14 protein-coding genes and 1 pseudogene are annotated in these 18,074 nt (G+C 65.7%); 9 read left to right on the top strand and 6 right to left on the bottom strand.

What is annotated here, in order from left to right; genetic code table 11:
* The 3 genes and pseudogenes from AVE30378_RS26240 to AVE30378_RS26230 form a co-directional block, all read right to left on the bottom strand.
* Positions 1 to 251 (bottom strand): annotated as a pseudogene (locus AVE30378_RS26240) (PhoH family protein); the annotation flags it as partial.
* A 60-nt stretch (positions 252 to 311) separates the two neighbouring features.
* Positions 312 to 776 carry a peroxiredoxin gene (locus tag AVE30378_RS26235; protein ID WP_129245135.1) on the bottom strand — a complete coding sequence of 155 codons (465 nt, stop codon included), beginning with the start codon at positions 774 to 776 and terminating at the stop codon, positions 312 to 314.
* Positions 773 to 1,234: an Mth938-like domain-containing protein gene (locus tag AVE30378_RS26230; protein WP_129245131.1), complete on the bottom strand. Its 462-nt coding sequence runs from the start codon at positions 1,232 to 1,234 to the stop codon at positions 773 to 775. Before AVE30378_RS26230 ends, AVE30378_RS26235 begins: the two co-directional genes overlap by 4 nt.
* Before the next feature lie 237 nt (positions 1,235 to 1,471).
* On the opposite strand from AVE30378_RS26230, the gene alaC reads away from it, so the two are divergent.
* The 4 genes from alaC (at position 1,472) to AVE30378_RS26210 (ending at position 6,084) form a co-directional block, all read left to right on the top strand.
* Positions 1,472 to 2,659: an alanine transaminase gene (gene alaC, locus AVE30378_RS26225; RefSeq protein ID WP_043544338.1), complete on the top strand. Its 1,188-nt coding sequence runs from the start codon at positions 1,472 to 1,474 to the stop codon at positions 2,657 to 2,659.
* Positions 2,660 to 2,830: 171 nt separating this feature from the next.
* Positions 2,831 to 4,135: a homoserine dehydrogenase gene (locus AVE30378_RS26220; RefSeq protein WP_129245141.1), complete on the top strand. Its 1,305-nt coding sequence runs from the start codon at positions 2,831 to 2,833 to the stop codon at positions 4,133 to 4,135.
* Positions 4,136 to 4,235: 100 nt separating this feature from the next.
* The gene (gene thrC, locus AVE30378_RS26215) at positions 4,236 to 5,645 is read left to right on the top strand and encodes a threonine synthase (RefSeq protein WP_129245127.1); all 1,410 of its coding nucleotides are present in this window, start codon (positions 4,236 to 4,238) and stop codon (positions 5,643 to 5,645) included.
* A gap of 217 nt (positions 5,646 to 5,862) precedes the next feature.
* The gene (locus tag AVE30378_RS26210) at positions 5,863 to 6,084 is read left to right on the top strand and encodes a YgdI/YgdR family lipoprotein (RefSeq protein ID WP_129245125.1); all 222 of its coding nucleotides are present in this window, start codon (positions 5,863 to 5,865) and stop codon (positions 6,082 to 6,084) included.
* A 68-nt stretch (positions 6,085 to 6,152) separates the two neighbouring features.
* Here AVE30378_RS26210 and AVE30378_RS26205 read toward each other — a convergent pair whose 3' ends face one another.
* Both AVE30378_RS26205 and pepN read right to left on the bottom strand, forming a co-directional pair.
* The gene (locus tag AVE30378_RS26205) at positions 6,153 to 7,169 is read right to left on the bottom strand and encodes a class 1 fructose-bisphosphatase (protein WP_129245123.1); all 1,017 of its coding nucleotides are present in this window, start codon (positions 7,167 to 7,169) and stop codon (positions 6,153 to 6,155) included.
* A 10-nt stretch (positions 7,170 to 7,179) separates the two neighbouring features.
* Complete coding sequence (gene pepN, locus AVE30378_RS26200; protein WP_129245121.1) at positions 7,180 to 9,885, bottom strand: aminopeptidase N; 2,706 nt, start codon at positions 9,883 to 9,885, stop codon at positions 7,180 to 7,182.
* A gap of 148 nt (positions 9,886 to 10,033) precedes the next feature.
* Here pepN and AVE30378_RS26195 point away from each other — a divergent pair, with 148 nt between their 5' ends.
* A complete protein-coding gene (locus AVE30378_RS26195; protein WP_129245139.1) occupies positions 10,034 to 10,681 on the top strand; it encodes a DUF4136 domain-containing protein in 648 nt (215 codons plus the stop codon).
* 87 nt (positions 10,682 to 10,768) lie between these two features.
* Here AVE30378_RS26195 and AVE30378_RS26190 read toward each other — a convergent pair whose 3' ends face one another.
* Positions 10,769 to 11,149: an H-NS histone family protein gene (locus AVE30378_RS26190; RefSeq protein WP_129245119.1), complete on the bottom strand. Its 381-nt coding sequence runs from the start codon at positions 11,147 to 11,149 to the stop codon at positions 10,769 to 10,771.
* Between the two features lie 759 nt (positions 11,150 to 11,908).
* Between AVE30378_RS26190 and tldD the strand changes: the two genes are divergently transcribed.
* From tldD to AVE30378_RS26170, 4 genes are all read left to right on the top strand, one after another.
* The gene (tldD, locus tag AVE30378_RS26185) at positions 11,909 to 13,369 is read left to right on the top strand and encodes a metalloprotease TldD (protein ID WP_129245117.1); all 1,461 of its coding nucleotides are present in this window, start codon (positions 11,909 to 11,911) and stop codon (positions 13,367 to 13,369) included.
* A 397-nt stretch (positions 13,370 to 13,766) separates the two neighbouring features.
* Positions 13,767 to 14,840, top strand: a complete 1,074-nt coding sequence (aroG, locus tag AVE30378_RS26180; RefSeq protein WP_129245116.1) for a 3-deoxy-7-phosphoheptulonate synthase AroG — start codon at positions 13,767 to 13,769, stop codon at positions 14,838 to 14,840.
* 102 nt (positions 14,841 to 14,942) lie between these two features.
* A complete protein-coding gene (locus AVE30378_RS26175) occupies positions 14,943 to 16,358 on the top strand; it encodes an FAD-binding oxidoreductase (protein ID WP_129245114.1) in 1,416 nt (471 codons plus the stop codon).
* 205 nt (positions 16,359 to 16,563) lie between these two features.
* Complete coding sequence (locus tag AVE30378_RS26170; RefSeq protein WP_129245112.1) at positions 16,564 to 18,063, top strand: FAD-linked oxidase C-terminal domain-containing protein; 1,500 nt, start codon at positions 16,564 to 16,566, stop codon at positions 18,061 to 18,063.
* The last annotated feature ends 11 nt before the right edge of the window (positions 18,064 to 18,074 follow it).

Here is an 18,074-nt window from a genome sequence, read left to right as displayed (position 1 = left end):
CGCGCGGCCGGCGCCGCGGGCGGCGGCACCTGGCGGGCGGGAACGGGCGCCTGCGCCTTGCGGGCCGGGGCGGCCATGCCCTCGAGTTCGGGCTGGACGGTCAGCGTGTCTTCGTCGTCCTCGGCGAGGGCGGCGTGGGAGTTGGACCGCGCAGCGGCGGTCTTGGTGCTGCGGGCCTGCGCCCGGGCTGGCTCGCCCGAGGGGAAGGTCAGGATGGCTGCGGGACGGGTGGGCAACTTCGGAAGCGGCATATGCGTCACTCTCCAGTGTGGGCCGGCTATAGCGCCTGACGGGTCTACCTGTGCTTGCGGCTAGCCGATGCTCTTCGCGGCCTGCAGGACTTCCTTCGCGTGGCCCGGGACCTTCACCCCGCGCCACTCCTGCACCAGCACGCCATAGGCATCGATCAAGAAAGTGCTGCGTTCGATGCCGCGCACCTGCTTGCCGTACATATTCTTCTGCTTGATGACGCCGAACAGATTGCACACGGTTTCGTCGGCGTCGGAGATGAGAGGGAAAGGAAGTTCGTATTTGTTCTTGAAGTTCTCGTGCGATTTCAGCGAATCGCGCGAGATGCCGATGACCACGGCGCTGGCCGCCAGGAAGTCGGCGTGCAGGTCGCGGAAGTCCTGGCTTTCGGTGGTGCAGCCGGGCGTATTGTCCTTGGGGTAGAAATACAGGATCACGGCGCGGCCCTGGCATTGCTCGAGGCTGATCGGGCCTATGGTGCTTTCAGCGGTGAACAGCGGGGCGGGCTTGCCTATGGTCGGCGTCATTGCTGGGATTCTCCGGTGGGGGGGATGAGGGCCACGACGACGCGCCGGCCCTCCGCCATCAGGATGTTGTAAGTGCGGGAGGCGGCGTGGGTGTCCATGATCTCGACGCCGATGCCCAGCGCCAGCAGGGGGCGCAGCACATCGGGCCGCAGGAACTGTTGCCGGGCGCCGGTTCCGACCAGCAGCACTTCGGGCGCATTCGCCGGGCGGCCGGGGGAGGCTTCAGGCTCGTCCAGAAACGCCATGGGGTCGCGGACGGGCTCGGACAGGCCGGCCGCCTGGAACAAGAGGGTAGGGGTGATGTCGGCCGGCGACTCGACGGGCCATTTGGTAACTTCGCCCTCGGGGCCGAACGCGACCGACGAGGAAAAACGTACCTGGTTGACCTCGATATAACCCTCACCATAGGCGGTGACGGTATTCAGGGCGGCCGTCGCAGGATCGGTATGCAGCTTCAATAAAAACTCCAGCTTTATGTGCCTGATAATAGCGCATCAGCATGTCGCCATGTTGCCGGAAAGGAGCGGAAAACGGCCCCGATTTACGCCCATTTGCCGCCCGGGCGTCCTTGCGCTAGATTACAGGGTTTTGCTGCGCTGCAAACGTGTGGTGGCGCGGCCGTTTGGCTCCCTTTCCCCTTCGCGCGACCGCGCCCTGGTTTTTTTGCCCATTTTCCGCCCCTAAGGATTCCCATCATGAGGAAGTTCTCCCGCATCGAGCGTTTGCCCCCGTACGTTTTCAACATTACCGGCGAGCTCAAGATGGCGGCGCGTAGGCGCGGCGAAGACATCATCGACATGTCCATGGGCAATCCGGACGGCGCGACCCCCAAGCACATCGTCGACAAGATGGTGGAAGCCACCACGCGCCCGACCACGCACGGCTATTCGGTGTCCAAGGGCATCCCGCGCCTGCGCAAGGCGATCTGCGACTGGTACCAGCGCCGCTACGCGGTCGAGTTCGACCCGGATTCCGAAGCCATCGTCACCATCGGCTCCAAGGAAGGCCTGGCCCACCTGATGCTGGCCACGCTGGACCGCGGCGACACCGTGCTGGTGCCGAACCCCAGCTACCCGATCCACATCTACGGCGCCGTCATCGCCGGCGCCAACATCCGCTCCGTGCGCATGACGCCGGGCGTGGACTTCTTCGAGGAACTGGAACGCGCCGTGCGCGAATCCATCCCGAAGCCCAAGATGATGGTGCTGGGCTTTCCCAGCAACCCTACCGCGCAGTGCGTGGACCTGTCGTTCTTCGAACGCGTGGTGGCGCTGGCCAAGGAACACGACATCCTCGTCGTGCACGACCTGGCCTACGCCGACATCACCTTCGACGGCTACGTGGCCCCGTCCATCATGCAGGTGCCCGGCGCGCGCGACGTCGCCGTCGAGTTCTTCACGATGAGCAAGAGCTACAACATGGCGGGCTGGCGCATCGGCTACATGGTCGGCAACCGCGAGCTGGTCAACGCGCTGGCGCGCATCAAGAGTTATCACGACTACGGCACGTTCACGCCGATCCAGGTGGCGTCCATCGCCGCCCTGGACGGCCCGCAGGATTGCGTGAACGAGATCGTGGCGCAGTACCAGAGCCGCCGCGACGTGCTCGCGCGCGGCCTGCATGAAGCAGGTTGGAATGTGGAGATTCCCAAGGCGTCCATGTACATCTGGGCGCAGATCCCCGAACCCTACAGGGCGATGGGCTCTTTGGAATTTGCCAAGCGCGTCCTGTCGGATGCGAAAGTGGCCGTGTCCCCCGGGATCGGCTTCGGCGAGTACGGCGACGAATACGTGCGCTTCGCTCTTATCGAAAACGAGCAGCGCACCCGCCAAGCGGTGCGAGGCATCAAAGATATGTTCCGCAAGGACGGATTGCTAAGGTAGGGCTCCCCCCCGCAGCGCTGCGCGCTTCCCCCCCCGGGGGCGCCGCAGCGGACCGGCGAAGCCGGCTCCGCGCGGCCGCGCTTGATGCTGCCAAGCATGGTGTCCCTTGCACAGCAGTTATGGAGAACTGAAATGAATTCCCCTCAACGCCCGCCCGCGGAGGGCGCCGCGATGAAACCCATGAAAGTCGGCCTGCTGGGCCTCGGCGTGGTCGGCGGCGGCACCTGGGCGGTGCTGTCGCGCAATGCCGAAGAAATCGCGCGTCGCGCCGGCCGCCGCATTGAAGTCACCCGCGCCGCCGTGCGCGACGTGGCCAAGGCGCGCGCGCGCGTCGGCGATTCGATCCTGGTCGATACCGACGTGCACGCGCTGGTGCGCGATCCGGAAATCGACATCGTCGTCGAACTGATTGGCGGCGACACGCTGGCGCGCGAGCTGGTGCTGGAAGCCATCGCCAACGGCAAGCATGTCGTGACGGCCAACAAGGCGCTCCTGGCCAAGCACGGCAACGAGATCTTCGCCGCGGCCCACGAGCGCGGCGTGATGGTGACGTTCGAGGCCGCCGTCGCCGGCGGCATCCCCATCATCAAGGCGATCCGCGAGGGCCTGACGGCCAACCGCATCCAGTGGGTGGCCGGCATCATCAACGGCACCACCAATTTCATCCTGTCCGAGATGCGTTCGCGCGGCCTGCCGTTCGCCGACGTGCTGGCCGAGGCGCAGCGCCTGGGCTACGCCGAAGCCGATCCCACGTTCGACGTGGAAGGCGTGGACGCCGCCCACAAGCTGACTTTGCTGGCCTCGCTGGCCTTCGGCGTGCCGGTGCAGTTCGACCGCGCCCACATCGAAGGCATTTCGCAACTGGCGGCCGAGGACATCGAGCATGCCGAGCGACTGGGCTACCGCATCAAGCTGCTGGGCATCACCAAGCGCCGCCCCGACGGCATCGAACTGCGCGTGCATCCGGCGCTGGTGCCGTCCGAACGCCTGCTGGCCAATGTCGAAGGCGCGATGAACGCCGTGCTGGTCAAGGGCGACGCCGTCGGCCCCACGCTGTACTACGGCCAGGGCGCCGGCGAAGAGCCCACCGCCTCGGCCGTCGTGGCCGACCTGGTCGACGTGACCCGCCTGCATACCGCGGACCCGGGCAACCGCGTGCCGCACCTGGCCTTCCAGCCGGACGCCATGTCGGACACGCCGATCCTGCCGATCGAGCAGGTCAGCACCTCGTATTACCTGCGCCTGCGCGTGGACGACCAGCCCGGCGTGCTGGCCGACATCGCCCGCATCCTGGCCGACCGTTCCATCTCGATCGGGTCGATGATCCAGCAGCCGTCCCATATCGGCGGCGCGGACATCATCTTCCTGACGCACGAAGCGGTGGAAGGCAACGTCAACCAGGCCATCGAGCGCATCGAGGCCTTGCCGTTCGTACGGTCCAAGGTCACGCGATTGCGCGTGGAGAATCTGGTGTGAGCAAGGCCCACCTCCGAAGCGCCCGCGGCGCTTCCTCCTTTGGGGGGCGCCGGCAGCGGCCCGGTTTGGTGAGAGCGCAGTGCACTGTGGAGTCAACGACATGAAATACATCTCTACGCGGGGGGGCATGGCGCCCCAGCCGTTCTCCGACATCCTGCTGGAAGGCCTGGCGCCGGACGGCGGCCTGGCGGTGCCGGAACAACTGCCGCTGGTGTCGGCCGAGACGCTCGAATCGTGGCGCGGGCTGTCGTACGCCGACCTGGCGTTCGAGGTGCTGTCGCTGTTCGCCACCGACATTCCGGCGGACGACCTGCGCCGCCTGACCCGCGCCGCCTACACGCAAGGGACGTTCAGCAGCGAGGACATCGTCCCGCTGCGCCCCCTGGACGACGGACTGTCGCTGCTGGGGCTGTCCGAGGGGCCGACGCTGGCCTTCAAGGACATGGCCATGCAGTTCCTGGGCCAGGTGTTCGAGTACGTGCTGGACAAGCGCGGCACCACGCTGAACATCGTGGGCGCCACCTCCGGCGACACGGGCTCGGCGGCGGAATACGCGCTGCGCGGCAAGCGCGGCGTGGCCGTTTTCATGCTGTCGCCCCACGGCCGCATGAGCGCCTTCCAGCGCGCGCAGATGTATTCGCTGCAGGACGAGAACATCCACAACATCGCCGTGCGCGGCGTGTTCGACGAAGCGCAGGACATCGTCAAGGCGCTGGCGGGCGACCTGGCGTTCAAGACCAAGTACCGCCTGGGCGCCGTGAACTCCATCAACTGGGCGCGCATCGCCGCCCAGGTGGTGTACTACTTCCACGGCTGGCTGCGCGCCACGGACAAGCCGGGCCAGCAGGTCTCGTTCGCCGTGCCCTCGGGCAATTTCGGCAACATCCTGTCGGGCCATATCGCGCGCAGCATGGGCTTGCCCGTCCGCCGCCTGGTGCTGGCCACGAACGAGAACAACGTGCTGGAAGAGTTCTTCCGCACGGGCGTCTACCGTCCGCGTCCCGCCGAACAGACCTACGCCACCTCCAGCCCGTCGATGGACATCTCGCGCGCCTCGAATTTCGAGCGTTTCGTGTTCGACCTGGTGGGCCGCGACGCCGGCCGCGTCAAGGCGCTGTGGGAAGCGCTGGCGCGCGACGGGTCGTTCGATCTCTCCGATCTGAAACCGCAGTTCGAGGCCCGCTACGGCTTCGTGTCGGGCGCAAGCTCGCACGACGACCGCCTGGCCACGATCCGCTCGGTCTACGACGCGACCGGCGTGCTGGTCGATCCGCACACCGCCGACGGCGTCAAGGTCGCGCGCGACTTCGTCGAGCCCGGCGTGCCGATGCTGGTCCTGGAAACCGCCTTGCCGGCGAAGTTCTCGGAAACGATCGAGGAGGCGCTGGGCCGCCCGGCAACGCCGCCGGGCAACCTGGCCGACCTGGAGTCCCTGCCGCAGCGCGTGGAAATCATGGACTGCGACCAGGCCGAAGTGCGCCGTTTCATCGAGGCGCACGCCAAGGTGTAAAGGCCGCTTGCCGCTTGTGTAAGTATGCAACCCCTCGCGGGCCGGGCCTGCGAGGGGTTTTTCATTTTCGGCCCAGGAGAGCGCCCCACGGGCGAAAGAAGGCCCGGCCGGGGCAGCGCGCGGATTACGTTCTTACGCATTTTGACCACAACCCGTCACGTCTGGGGCTGTCGCGTCAGATACAGTAAATGCACATTCACACTCGGAGAACACGCCCATGAACCTGAAGACCATGACGCTTGCCCTGGCTGTGACCGGATTCGGAGTACTGGCCGGATGCTCGTCCCCCTCGGTCATTCAGCAGCGGGACGGCAGCTCGACCGTGACGCCCGACGAGCCCAAGTACGACAAGGATTCCGGCATGTACGAATACGACAAGGACGGCAAGAAAGTCCAGATCAACAAGGACGATGTGAAGACGATAGAAGAGGTCAAGTAAACGCCCTCGCAGTACGCAGAATGCAAAAGCCCCGGCTCGCGAGCCGGGGCTTTTGCGTTTCACTAATCCTACGCCGCGTCTTCGGCGTGGTAGCGGGCCACGCGCTCGACCTCGTTCTTCGAGCCCAGGATGACGCTCACGCGCTGGTGCAGCTTGTCGGGCTGGATGTCCAGGATGCGCTGGACGCCGTTGATCGCCGCGCCGCCGGCTTGCTCGATCAGGAAGCTCATGGGATTGGCTTCGTACATCAGGCGCAGCTTGCCGGCCTTGCCCGGTTCGCGGGCGTCCCAGGGATACATGAAGATGCCGCCGCGGGTCAGGATGCGATGCACGTCCGCCACCATCGAGGCGATCCAGCGCATGTTGTAGTCCTTGCCCAGGGGGCCGGTCGACCCGGCCAGGCAGTCGTCGATGTAGCGCTTGACCGGGGCGGCCCAGTGGCGCATGTTCGACATGTTGATGGCGAATTCCTTGGTGTCTTCGGGCACCCGGATGTTCTCGTGCGTCAGCACCCACGAGCCCATTTCGCGGTCCAGCGTGAAGCCCACGACGCCGTTGCCGACGGTCAGCACCAGCATGGTCTGCGGACCGTAGACGGCGTAGCCGGCCACGACCTGCTTGTCGCCGGGCTGCAGGAAATCCTGTTCGCAGACGGGCGCGCCCGACACGTTGTGCGGCGCGTGCAGCACCGAGAAAATGGTGCCGATCGAGACGTTCACGTCGATGTTCGACGAGCCGTCCAGGGGATCGAACAGCAGCAGGTATTCGCCCTTCGGATAGCGGTTCGGGATCAGGTGGATGGTTTCCATTTCCTCCGACGCCATGGCGGCCAGGTGGCCGCCCCACTCGTTGGCTTCGAGCAGGATCTCGTTGGACAGCACGTCCAGCTTCTTCTGCACTTCGCCCTGGACGTTCTCGCTTTCCAGACTGCCGAGGACGCCGCCGAGCGCGCCCTTGCTCACGGCGTGGCTGATGGCCTTGCAGGCGCGCGCCACCACTTCGATGAGCAGCCGGACTTCCGGCGCGATGGCTTGGGCGGAGCGCTGCTGCTCCACCAGGTATTGGGTCAGTGTTTTGCGTTTCAAAAGGATCTCCCTATGCTGCGAATTCTAATGCCTTGGATACGATTTCCTGCACGTTGCGCGACAGGCCCTCGTGCGCGCGCACCTGTTGCAGGGCGGTTTGCATGGGCGCGCGCAGGGCGGGCACGAAGCGCGACCAGTTGTCCAGCGCGCGGGCCAGGCGGGCGGCGATTTCCGGATTGAGCGCGTCCAGCGCCAGCACCTGTTCGGCCCAGAACGCATAGCCCGAACCGTCGGGGTGGTGCATGCCGCGGGCGTTGTTCAGGCAGAACTGGAAAATCAGCGCGCGGGCGCGGTTCGGGTTGCGCAGCGTGAAGGCGGGATGCCGCATGAGTTCGCGGGCGGTCTGCACCGTGGTCGAGCGGGCGGACGCCTGCAAGGCGAACCATTTGTCCACCACCAGCGGATTGTCGCGCCATTTGTCGTAGAACGCCGCCAGCGCCTGCTGCGGGAATTCGCCCTGTCCGAAATTGATCAGGGCGGACAGCGCGGCCATGCTGTCGGTCATGTTGCCCGCCTGGCCGTATAGCTGTTCGGCCAGGCGCTGGGCGTCGGGTTCGCCGGCGGCCATGAGATGGCCGAGCGCGAGGTTCTTCAGGGCGCGCTTGCCGGCGGGGACCGGGGCGGGGCTGTATTCGCCCGGGGTCTGGCTGGCCTCGAAGGCCTGGCGGAACTCGGCGGCCAGTTGGCGGCCCAGTTCGGCGCGCAGAAAGTCGCGGGCCACGGCGAGGGCGGGCGGATCCACCTGCCGCATGCGTTCGGCCAGCGTCTTTTCCGAGGGCAGGGCCAGGGCGCGGGCGCGGTAGGCGGCGTCGATCGCGGGATCGGTCAGCAGCGCGCGCCAGGTGTCGATGAAGGCGGCGTCGGCGTGCAGCGTCCTGCCGGCCTGGCGGGCCTCGGCCAGGGCGAGGATCTGCCGGGTGGCGAACTCCTGGCCGGCTTCCCAGCGCGCGAACGGGTTGCTATCGTGCGCCGACAGCAGGGCAAGTTCCTCGTCCGTCCAGGCGTACTCGACGATGACGGGAGCCGAGAAATCGCGCAGCAGCGACGGCACCGGGCGGTCGGCGATGTCCTCGAAAACCCATTGCCGGCTTTGCGTGCTCAGTTCCAGCAGGGCGGTTTCGCTGGCCTCGCCCTCGTGGCGCAGCGTCAGCGCGCGGCCTTCGCGGTCCAGCAGGCCGATGGCGAACGGGATGTGATAGGGCGCCTTGACGTAATCGGCGCCGGCCTTTTTCTCGACGCCGACCAGCGGGCATTCCTGGGTGAGCGTCACGGTGCAGCGGCGCGCGGCCGCGTCGTGGTCCAGCTTGACCGACACGCGCGGCGTGCCGGCCTGGCGATACCAGCGGCGGAACACGGACAAGTCGCGGCCCGGGTGCTGGCGCACGTAGACGGATTCCATGGCGGCCACGAAGTCGTCGCAGGTCACGGCCTGGCCGTCGTGGCGGCGGAAGTACTCGTCCATGCCGGCGCGGAAGCCTTCCTCGCCCAGCAAGGTGTGCTGCATGCGGATGACTTCGGCGCCCTTCTCGTACACGGTGGCGGTGTAGAAGTTGCCGATCTCCTGGTAGCTTTCCGGGCGGATGGGGTGGGCCATGGGGCCCGCGTCTTCCGGGAACTGGGCGGCGCGCAGCGCCACCACGTCGTCGATCCGCTTGACGGCGCGGGCGCTGGCGGCTTCGGCCGCGTCCATGCCGTCGGCCATCATGTCGGCGCTGAATTCCTGGTCGCGGAAAACGGTCAGGCCTTCCTTCAGGCTCAGTTGGAACCAGTCGCGGCAGGTTACGCGGTTGCCGGTCCAGTTGTGGAAGTACTCGTGCCCGATGACCGATTCGATGCCTTCGTAGTTGGCGTCCGTGGCGGTGTCCGCGTCGGCGAGGACGTAGGCGGCGTTGAAGATGTTCAAGCCCTTGTTTTCCATCGCCCCCATATTGAAGTCGTGGACGGCCACGACCATGAAGCGGTCCAGGTCCAACTCCAGGCCGAAACGGCTTTCGTCCCAGCGCAGCGCGCGCACCAGCGAATCCAGGGCCCATTCGGTCTTGGTCTCGGAACCGGGGTCGCTATAGACCTGCAGCAGCACGTCGCGGCCGCTGGCGGTCTTCACGGTGGTTTCGCGGTGCGTGAGCTTGCCGGCCACCAGCGCGAACAGATAGCAGGGTTTGGGGAACGGGTCTTCCCATTCGACCTCGTTGCGGCCGTCGGGCAATTGGCGCGAGGCGACCAGGTTGCCGTTGGACAGCAGCACCGGGTAGTCCGGCAGGGCGCGCAAGGTCACGCGGTAGCGCGACATGACGTCGGGCCGGTCGGCGAACCAGGTAATGCGGCGAAAACCTTCGGCTTCGCACTGCGTGAAGAAATTGCCGCCGGACACGTACAGGCCCATCAGCGTGGAATTGGCGGAGGGCTTGCAGCGGCTGACGATTTCCACCGCCGCGCTGGCCGGCAGGCCGTAGAGTTCGAGGCGGTGGTCAGAAAGGCGGTAACGGTCGGCGGGCAATGCCGCGCCATCCACCCCTACCGAGACGAGTTCCAGGTCTTCTCCGTCCAGGACCAGGGCGGCGTCGGCGCTGGCCCCGGGCTTGCGCCGCACCTGCATGGCGCAGCGCACTTCGGTCGCGTCGGGCGCGAGATCGAAGGCGAGGGCGACTTCCGGAATGTCGTAGGGGTAGGGCTGGTAATCCTTGCGAAATACGGTAACGGGCGTGTCTGTGCGCATGGGATTGCAGTCCTGTATGAACGAGGGTTCTATTGTAGTGGCTGGGGCATGGCGCGCCGCCTGGGCCTTATGGGCTAGCGTAAACTTTTCGGAGCCGCGCCGGTCAAAGCTGAGTATCATGGCGCCGTTGCGCGGAAGGAGTCGCAGAATGTCGAGGTCGTCTATGTTCAATGCCGCTGGCCGCTGGGCTGGCGTGCTGGCCGTACTGGGGGCGGTCGCGTTGACGGGCTGCGCCGCGCCCACGGTGTCGGCGCGGGTGACGTCCTTCCAGCAATGGCCCACGGGCGTGGAGGGGCAGACTTATCAATTCGTGCCGGCCGAACCGTCGCAAAACAATAATCTCGAATACCAGTCCTATCAGGACATGGTGCGCGCCGGAATCGGCGCAACCGGCCTGGTCGAGGCGCAACCCGGCGCCAAAGGCCGTTTCGATGTTTCGTTCCGCTACGGAACCACGCAAACCCAGGTAATGGTGCGCCGTCCGTATGACCCGTATTTCTACGGCGGCTATGGCTACGGGTATGGCGGTTTCTACGGTCCGCGTCCCTGGGGCGCCGGTTACGGCTATTGGGGCCCGGATTGGGTTGACGTGCCGATGGTGGTCCAGCGCAATTCCCTGACGCTGCAGATCCACGATACGCAGCGCGGCGGCGCCGAGGTATACCGCTCCACTGCTTTCATATTGAGCGAGCGCGACGATTTCCTTCGCACCATGCCCTATCTGGTTCGCGCAATATTTGATAATTTTCCGGGAAATAATGGCGCGGAGCGCCAGATCCAATTCCCCGTTCAATGAGTCCGGCCGGTATTCGCGGCGGATTGCGTAAATAAAATCGGCGCACCAAGATGGTGCGCCGATTTATTTCTTACTGCCGGATAGGTTTTATTCTTTGATAAGAAAACTGTCGCGCGTCGCGCCGGCCGCTTCCTCGGCGGCAAGCCAGCGGGGGGCCTTGCCGCGGCCGCTCCAGGTTTCCCCGGTTTGGGGGTGACGGTATTTGGGCGCAACGGCGCGTTTGGCGGCGTTGGCGGGGCGGGCGGCGGGGCCGGCCTTGCGGCGGCCGGTGGCGGCGCGGCCGGGTTTGGCGGCGCCATAGGCTGCAACGATTTCCTCGGGCGTGATGTCGTACTCGCGCATCGACGTGATGATCGACGAGATCACCGGCTTGCGGCGCTTGGTTTGGAGGACTTCAGCCTTCTTTTGTAGCTTGTTGATTTCCTTTTCGATCTTTGCTTGCAGTGCTGCGTAGGTTTCTCGGGCCATGGTTTATTCCTGATTATGGAACTGCTTTTAATCGCCGGCGAAGTTATGTGTATTTGTTGTGCTTCGCATAATACAGAAATTACGCCTTGACTTCCCGGTTTTAGGACTAATTACTTTGTATCAAAGAGCCGGTGGCCGTTTTGGCTTATTCGCGGCCCCGCGGGCAAATATTGAGAACGATGTTTCCATATTTGGGACAACTTGAAACAAATCCGCTTTTAGTTCACGAGGTGGACGAATTGCGCCACGTGCCTTCTGCGGCGGGCCGCAGTCCCAAAGGGCGACGGCTGGAATCCGGCGGTTGGAAAAGGCGGCAGGCTTTCGCCAAGTAGTCTGATGACTCGCCGCGCCGGGCCGCCGGTATCGCTGGCGGCCCCGCATTTTTGCATTCCCGTTTTTCGAGAGGATGGCTGCGATCATAATCCTGCCGCGCATTCGCCTGATTTCATTTTCATGTCAGGTTGTATGACGAGTTGCCGCGAATTCGAAGGGCAGGTGAAACGCCGCGGCCAGGTCCGGAAAAGGCACTCCATGAAACAGCGTTTGATGGAAAGTTCCTTAACTTGATAGGTAATATTCCGCCCCCATGTAATCTTGCAGAGATAATCCGCGCCCCGTTTTTTTGCGCTCCGGCCGGCCGCGGCGGACCGCGGCTTTCCGGCTGGGCCGGGACGCCGGGGCTGTGTCGGCGTTACGATACGGTCTTGAGCGCCATTGCAGGCGCGCGCTCCCGCGCCGCCGCCCCCTGAACAGAGTCCCATGAAAATCATCGATCCCGCCATTGCTTCCCTCGCCACCGCCAAATCGCTGCTGCTCGACCCCTGGGGGCTGACCGAGGCGGACATGGCGCGCGCGCTGGGCGAGATATTCACCCACAAGGTCGACTATGCCGACCTGTATTTCCAATACACGCGCAGCGAGGGCTGGAGCCTGGAAGAAGGCATCGTCAAGACCGGCAGCTTCTCTATCGGCCAGGGCGTCGGGGTGCGGGCCGTGAGCGGCGAGAAAACGGCCTTCGCCTATTCGGATTCGCTGTCGCCCGAAGCGCTCTTGTCGTCGGCCCATGCCGTGCGCGGCATCGCCCGGCGCGGCGCCGGCAAGGTGAAAGTGGCGGCCCAGGTCGAAGCCGAGATCGGCCGCAGCCTGTATGCCGATATCGATCCGGTGGCTTCGCTGAGCGCGCCCGAGAAAGTCGCCCTGCTCGAACGCGTGGAGCGCATGGCGCGCGCGCGCGATCCGCACGTGATCCAGGTCATGGCGGGCCTGGGCGCCGAATACGATGTGGTCCTGGTGGCCGGCAGCGATGGCCGCCTGGCCGCGGACGTGCGCCCCCTGGTGCGCCTGTCCTTGACCGTGATCGCCGAACGCAACGGCCGCCGCGAGATGGGCCATGCCGGCGGCGGCGGACGCCTCGGCCTGGCGTATTTCACGGACGAGATGCTGCAGGGCTACGTCGAGCGCGCCGTCCACGAAGCCATGGTGAACCTGGAGGCGCGCCCCGCGCCGGCGGGCGAGATGACCGTCGTGCTGGGCTCGGGCTGGCCGGGCATCCTGCTGCACGAGGCGGTCGGCCACGGGCTGGAAGGCGACTTCAACCGCAAGGGTTCCAGCGTGTTCTCGGGCCGCATCGGCGAACGCGTGGCCTCCAAGGGGGTGACGGTGGTGGACGACGGCACGATCCCGGATCGCCGCGGCTCGCTCAACATCGACGACGAAGGCAATGCCACCCAGCGCAACGTCCTGATCGAAGACGGCATCCTGCGCGGCTACATGCAGGACACGCTCAACGCGCGGCTCATGAAGACCGCCGCCACGGGCAACGGCCGCCGGGAATCGTTCGCCCATCTGCCGATGCCGCGCATGACCAACACCTACATGCTGGCCGGCGACAAGCCGGCCGAGGAAATCGTGTCTTCCGTCAAGCGCGGGCTGTATGCCGTCAATTTCGGCGGCGGCCAGGTCGACATCACGAACGGCAAGTTCGTGTTCTCGGCATCCGAGGCCTACATGATCGAAAACGGCAAAGTGACCTACCCGGTCAAGGGCGCCACCTTGATCGGCAACGGCCCCGACGCCATGAACCGAGTCACCATGATCGGTAACGATCTGCAGTTGGACTCCGGCGTGGGCACCTGCGGCAAGGACGGCCAGAGCGTTCCCGTGGGCGTCGGCATGCCGACGGTCCGCATGGAAGGGCTGACGGTCGGCGGTACGGCGTAGGTGCCCCCACGCCGCGCCCGCTGCGCGGGCTAGCTGCCCCCCGAGGGGGGCAGCCCCGCCTTGGGGCGGCCCGGCGGCGGGGCGGCCATTTTTGCGAAGGCCGTGTTGTCAGCCCGATGCCGCGTCTACGAAAAAATTCTGACGGGCGGGGAAAATTGTGCTAGAGTCGTTCCCCATGAAATTCGCGTCCCCCGCTTTTTATTTTTACTTTTATGGTTTTCTGAAGCCGCTGGCGGAGGAAGGGACGCGCTCAATCTGAAGTTTGGAAAGAATCCCCCCAAAAAAGCCGCCAGCGAACTGGCGGCTTTTTTTGTGCCGCTGGTTGAGGAAACCCGGAGGACGTCCCCCGGGAAGACCTCGGGAGCCACCCCATGGCGGGCAACCCAGGAGCAGTACCGTGTCACACAATACCGACGACCTTCGCATTCGAGAAATCAAAGAGCTGAACCCGCCCGCGCACGTCATGCGCGAGTTCGCCTGCACCAAGGAGGCGTCCGACACCGTGTTCGCCGCCCGCCAGGCGATGCACCGCATCCTGCACGGCATGGACGACCGGATGATCGTCGTGATCGGTCCCTGCTCCATCCATGACACGCGGGCGGCCATCGAATACGCGAAGCGTCTGAAGCCCGTGCGCGACCGCCTGAGCGCCGACCTGGAAATCGTGATGCGGGTGTATTTCGAGAAGCCGCGCACGACGGTGGGCTGGAAGGGCCTGATCAACGATCCGGGCCTGGACGGCAGCTTCGACATCAACAAGGGCGTGCGCGTCGCCCGCGAACTGCTGCTGGACATCAATAGCCTGGGGCTGCCCGCGGGTTGCGAGTTCCTGGACATGATTACCCCGCAATACATCGCGGATCTGGTCTCCTGGGGGGCGATCGGGGCTCGGACGACGGAAAGCCAGGTGCATCGTGAACTGGCTTCCGGGTTGTCGTGTCCGGTGGGATTCAAGAACGGCACGGACGGCAATGTGAAGATCGCCGTGGACGCCATCAAGGCGGCGTCGCAGCCGCACCATTTCCTGTCGGTGACCAAGGGCGGCCATTCCGCCATCGTGTCGACGGCCGGCAACGAGGACTGCCACGTCATCCTGCGCGGCGGCAAGGCGCCGAACTACGACGCGCAGAGCGTGGAGGCGGCCTGCCAGGACATGGCCAAGGCCGGGCTGGCGCAACGCGTCATGATCGACGCCAGCCACGCCAACAGCAGCAAGAAGCCCGAGAACCAGCCGCTGGTCATCGACGACGTGGCGCGCCAGATGGAAGCGGGCGATGCGCGCCTGGTCGGCGTCATGGTGGAAAGCCACCTGCTCGGCGGCCGCCAGGACATGGTGCCGGGCACGCCGCTGGTCTACGGCCAGAGCATCACCGACGGCTGCATCGACTGGGACGCCTCCGTCGCCGTGCTCGAGCGCCTGGCCCACGCCGTGCGCGAACGCCGCCGGGTGGCGCTGACCTCCGGCAAGTAAACGCGGGGAATCGCGCCGCGGACCGCCAGTGCGGCGGTTTGCGGCGCAGCATGCGCGGCGGCGTAGAATATTCGGATTACCGAACCCGAGAACACGCTGATCATGAACGCTCCCCTGCACGCCGAAACATTGCGCCGTCCGGTGCCGGCCGCCTGTCTGGATGCCTTGCGCGCGCGCTTTGGCGACCGCCTGTCCGAATCCGCCGCCGTGCGCGAGCACCACGGCCGCGACGAATCCCCGTATCCGGCCATGCTGCCGGACGCCGTGGTCTTCGCGCAGACGACCGAGGAGGTGGCAGAGGTCGCCAAGCTGTGCAACGAGCACCGCGTTCCGCTGATTCCCTACGGCGCGGGCTCGTCGCTGGAAGGCCACATCCTGGCGATCCAGGGCGGCATCAGTCTCGACCTGTCGCAGATGAACAAGGTGCTGGCGGTCAACGCCGAAGACCTGACCGCCACCGTGCAGGCGGGCGTGCTGCGCAAGCAGCTCAACGAAGAGATCCGCGACACCGGCCTGTTCTTCCCGATCGACCCCGGCGCCGACGCCAGCCTGGGCGGCATGGCCGCCACGCGCGCTTCCGGCACCAACGCCGTGCGCTACGGCACCATGCGCGAAAACGTCATGTCCCTGACCGTGGTGACGGCCGACGGGCGCATCGTCCGCACGGCCGGGCGCGCGCGCAAGTCGTCGGCCGGCTACGACCTGACGCGCATCTTCGTGGGCAGCGAAGGCACGCTCGGCATCATCACCGAGGTCACGGTGCGCCTGTATCCGCAGCCCGAAGCCGTGTCCGCCGCGGTCTGCAACTTCCCCACGCTCGACGCCGCCGTGCAGAGCGTGATCGAAATCATCCAGATGGGCGTGCCGGTCGCGCGCGTCGAGTTCATGGACGCCGCCAGCGTGCGGTCGGTGAACCTGCACAGCAAGCTGAGCCTGCGCGAAACCCCGCTGCTGGTGTTCGAATTCCACGGCAGCCCGGCGGGCGTGCAGGAACAGGCCGAAACCGTCCAGGCGATCACGGCGGACCATGGCGGCATGGACTTCGAATGGGCCGAGCGCCCCGAAGACCGCAGCCGCCTGTGGACCGCCCGCCACAACGCCTACTTCGCCGGCCTGCAACTGCGTCCCGGCTGCCGCGCCAGCACCACCGACGTGTGCGTGCCGATCTCGCGCCTGGCGGATTGCGTGCGCGACACCGTCGAGGAACTGGACCGCGCCAGCTTTCCCTACACGATCGTGGGCCACGTCGGCGACGGCAACTTCCACGTGCTCATGCTGCTCGATGCCGACAGCGCCGAGGAATGGCAGGAGTCCGAAGCCATCAACCACAACCTGGTGCGCCGCGCGATCGCGGCCGACGGCACCTGCACGGGCGAACACGGCGTGGGCCTGCACAAGATGCAGTTCATGGCCGAGGAACATGGCGAGGACGCGCTGGAACTGATGCGCAGCCTGAAGCATGCGTTCGATCCGAACAACATTCTGAACCCGGGCAAGATCGTTTCCTGGCAGGCCTGAGACGGTTGCGCCCTCCGCGTTCGAAACCGACGGACATCCGTCGGTTTTTTTTCACCATAGGGCGCTCCCAGGCGAAAACCGCCCGCCGGGGGCCGCGGAACGCTCCGCCGATTACGGCTGGTTACTTCTCAACGCGTCGGCGGACTGCCGGATGCGGGTAAATCCCGGCCTGCTTATAGCGGGCGCTCGCGCTATTGTTGCGCTCATGAATTCATTGGTCGAAACCGGCCTGGCACAAGTGCAGGCGCCTTATTCTTTGCAGCAGCTCATCGAGGCCCTGTCGGCGGCGCTGCCCGCGCACTGCGTGCTGTTCCGCGAAGAGGACACCCGCCCTTACGAGTGCGACGGCCTTTCCCTCTATCGCGCGTTGCCGGCGGTCGTGGCCCTGCCCGAAACCGAGGAACAGGTGCAGGCCGTCATGCGCATCTGCAAGCGGCTGAACGCGCCCGTGGTGGCGCGCGGCGCCGGCACCGGCCTGTCGGGCGGCGCCATGCCGCACAGCCGCGGCGTGCTCCTCGGGCTGTCGAAATTCAATCGCATCAAGCACATCGACCTGGCAAGCGGGACGGCCATCGTCCAGCCGGGGGTGCGCAACCTGGCCATCTCGGAAGCGGCGGCGCCTTACGGCCTGTACTACGCGCCCGATCCTTCCAGCCAGATCGCCTGTTCCATCGGCGGCAACGTCGCCGAGAACTCGGGCGGGGTGCATTGCCTGAAGTACGGGCTGACCGTGCACAACGTGCTGCGCGTGCGCGTGGTGACCATCGACGGCGACGTCGTCGAACTGGGCTCCGAGGCGCCGGACGCGCCCGGCCTGGACCTGCTGTCCGTCTTCATCGGATCCGAGGGCATGCTGGGCGTGGTCACGGAAGTGACCGTCAAGCTGATACCCAAGCCGGCCTGCGCGCAGGTCGTCATGGCCAGTTTTTCCAGCGTCGAGGCGGCCGGCAACGCGGTCACGCAAGTCATCGCCGCGGGCATGATCCCCGCCGGCCTGGAAATGATGGACAGGCGCGCGACGCACATGGTCGAACCTTTCGTGCGGGCGGGCTACGATATGGACGCGCAGGCCATCCTGCTGTGCGAATCGGACGGCACGCCCGAAGAAGTGGCGCACGAGATCGCGCGCATGGAGGCCGTGTTCCGCGAGGCGGGCGCCACGCGCTGCCAGGTGTCGGCATCCGAGGCCGAACGCCTGAAATTCTGGGCGGGCCGCAAGAACGCGTTTCCGGCGGCGGGGCGGGTATCGCCCGATTACTATTGCATGGACGGCACGATTCCGCGCCGCCATCTGGCGCGCGTGCTGGGCGCCATCGAGCAGATGGAAGACGAGTTCGGATTGCGCTGCGCCAACGTGTTCCACGCGGGCGACGGCAACCTGCATCCGTTGATCCTGTTCGATTCGAACAAGCCTGACGAGGTGGAGCGCGCCGAGAAATTCGGCGCCGCCATTCTTGAACTGTGCGTGCAGGTGGGAGGAACCGTGACTGGAGAGCACGGTGTGGGAATGGAGAAAATAAATCAAATGTGCGTGCAATTCTCTCGCGAAGAACTCGACGCGTTCCTGGCGGTAAAGCGGGCCTTCGATCCGCCGTGCCTGCTCAATCCCGAAAAGGTCATTCCCACGCTGGCCCGCTGCGCCGAATACGGCAAGATGCATGTCCATGCGGGCGAGTTGCGCTTCCCCGATCTCGCTCGCTTCTAGGACGCATCCCC

The organism is Achromobacter veterisilvae (assembly GCF_900496975.1).
Taxonomy (GTDB): domain Bacteria; phylum Pseudomonadota; class Gammaproteobacteria; order Burkholderiales; family Burkholderiaceae_B; genus Achromobacter; species Achromobacter veterisilvae.
The sequence above is the reverse complement of the archived record's forward strand: the minus strand, read 5'-3'. Positions and strand labels throughout refer to the sequence as shown.

Bases quoted from the DNA above. Each gene is read 5' to 3' on its own strand.
- alaC (WP_043544338.1), top strand. From the start codon at position 1,472: ATGAGGAAGTTCTCCCGCATCGAGCGTTTGCCCCCGTACGTTTTCAAC.
- AVE30378_RS26235 (WP_129245135.1), bottom strand. From the start codon at position 776: ATGACGCCGACCATAGGCAAGCCCGCCCCGCTGTTCACCGCTGAAAGC.
- tldD (WP_129245117.1), top strand. From the start codon at position 11,909: ATGAAAATCATCGATCCCGCCATTGCTTCCCTCGCCACCGCCAAATCG.
- AVE30378_RS26210 (WP_129245125.1), top strand. From the start codon at position 5,863: ATGAACCTGAAGACCATGACGCTTGCCCTGGCTGTGACCGGATTCGGA.
- pepN (WP_129245121.1), bottom strand. From the start codon at position 9,885: ATGCGCACAGACACGCCCGTTACCGTATTTCGCAAGGATTACCAGCCC.
- AVE30378_RS26175 (WP_129245114.1), top strand. From the start codon at position 14,943: ATGAACGCTCCCCTGCACGCCGAAACATTGCGCCGTCCGGTGCCGGCC.
- AVE30378_RS26220 (WP_129245141.1), top strand. From the start codon at position 2,831: ATGAAACCCATGAAAGTCGGCCTGCTGGGCCTCGGCGTGGTCGGCGGC.
- AVE30378_RS26170 (WP_129245112.1), top strand. From the start codon at position 16,564: ATGAATTCATTGGTCGAAACCGGCCTGGCACAAGTGCAGGCGCCTTAT.
- thrC (WP_129245127.1), top strand. From the start codon at position 4,236: ATGAAATACATCTCTACGCGGGGGGGCATGGCGCCCCAGCCGTTCTCC.
- AVE30378_RS26190 (WP_129245119.1), bottom strand. From the start codon at position 11,149: ATGGCCCGAGAAACCTACGCAGCACTGCAAGCAAAGATCGAAAAGGAA.
- AVE30378_RS26195 (WP_129245139.1), top strand. From the start codon at position 10,034: ATGTCGAGGTCGTCTATGTTCAATGCCGCTGGCCGCTGGGCTGGCGTG.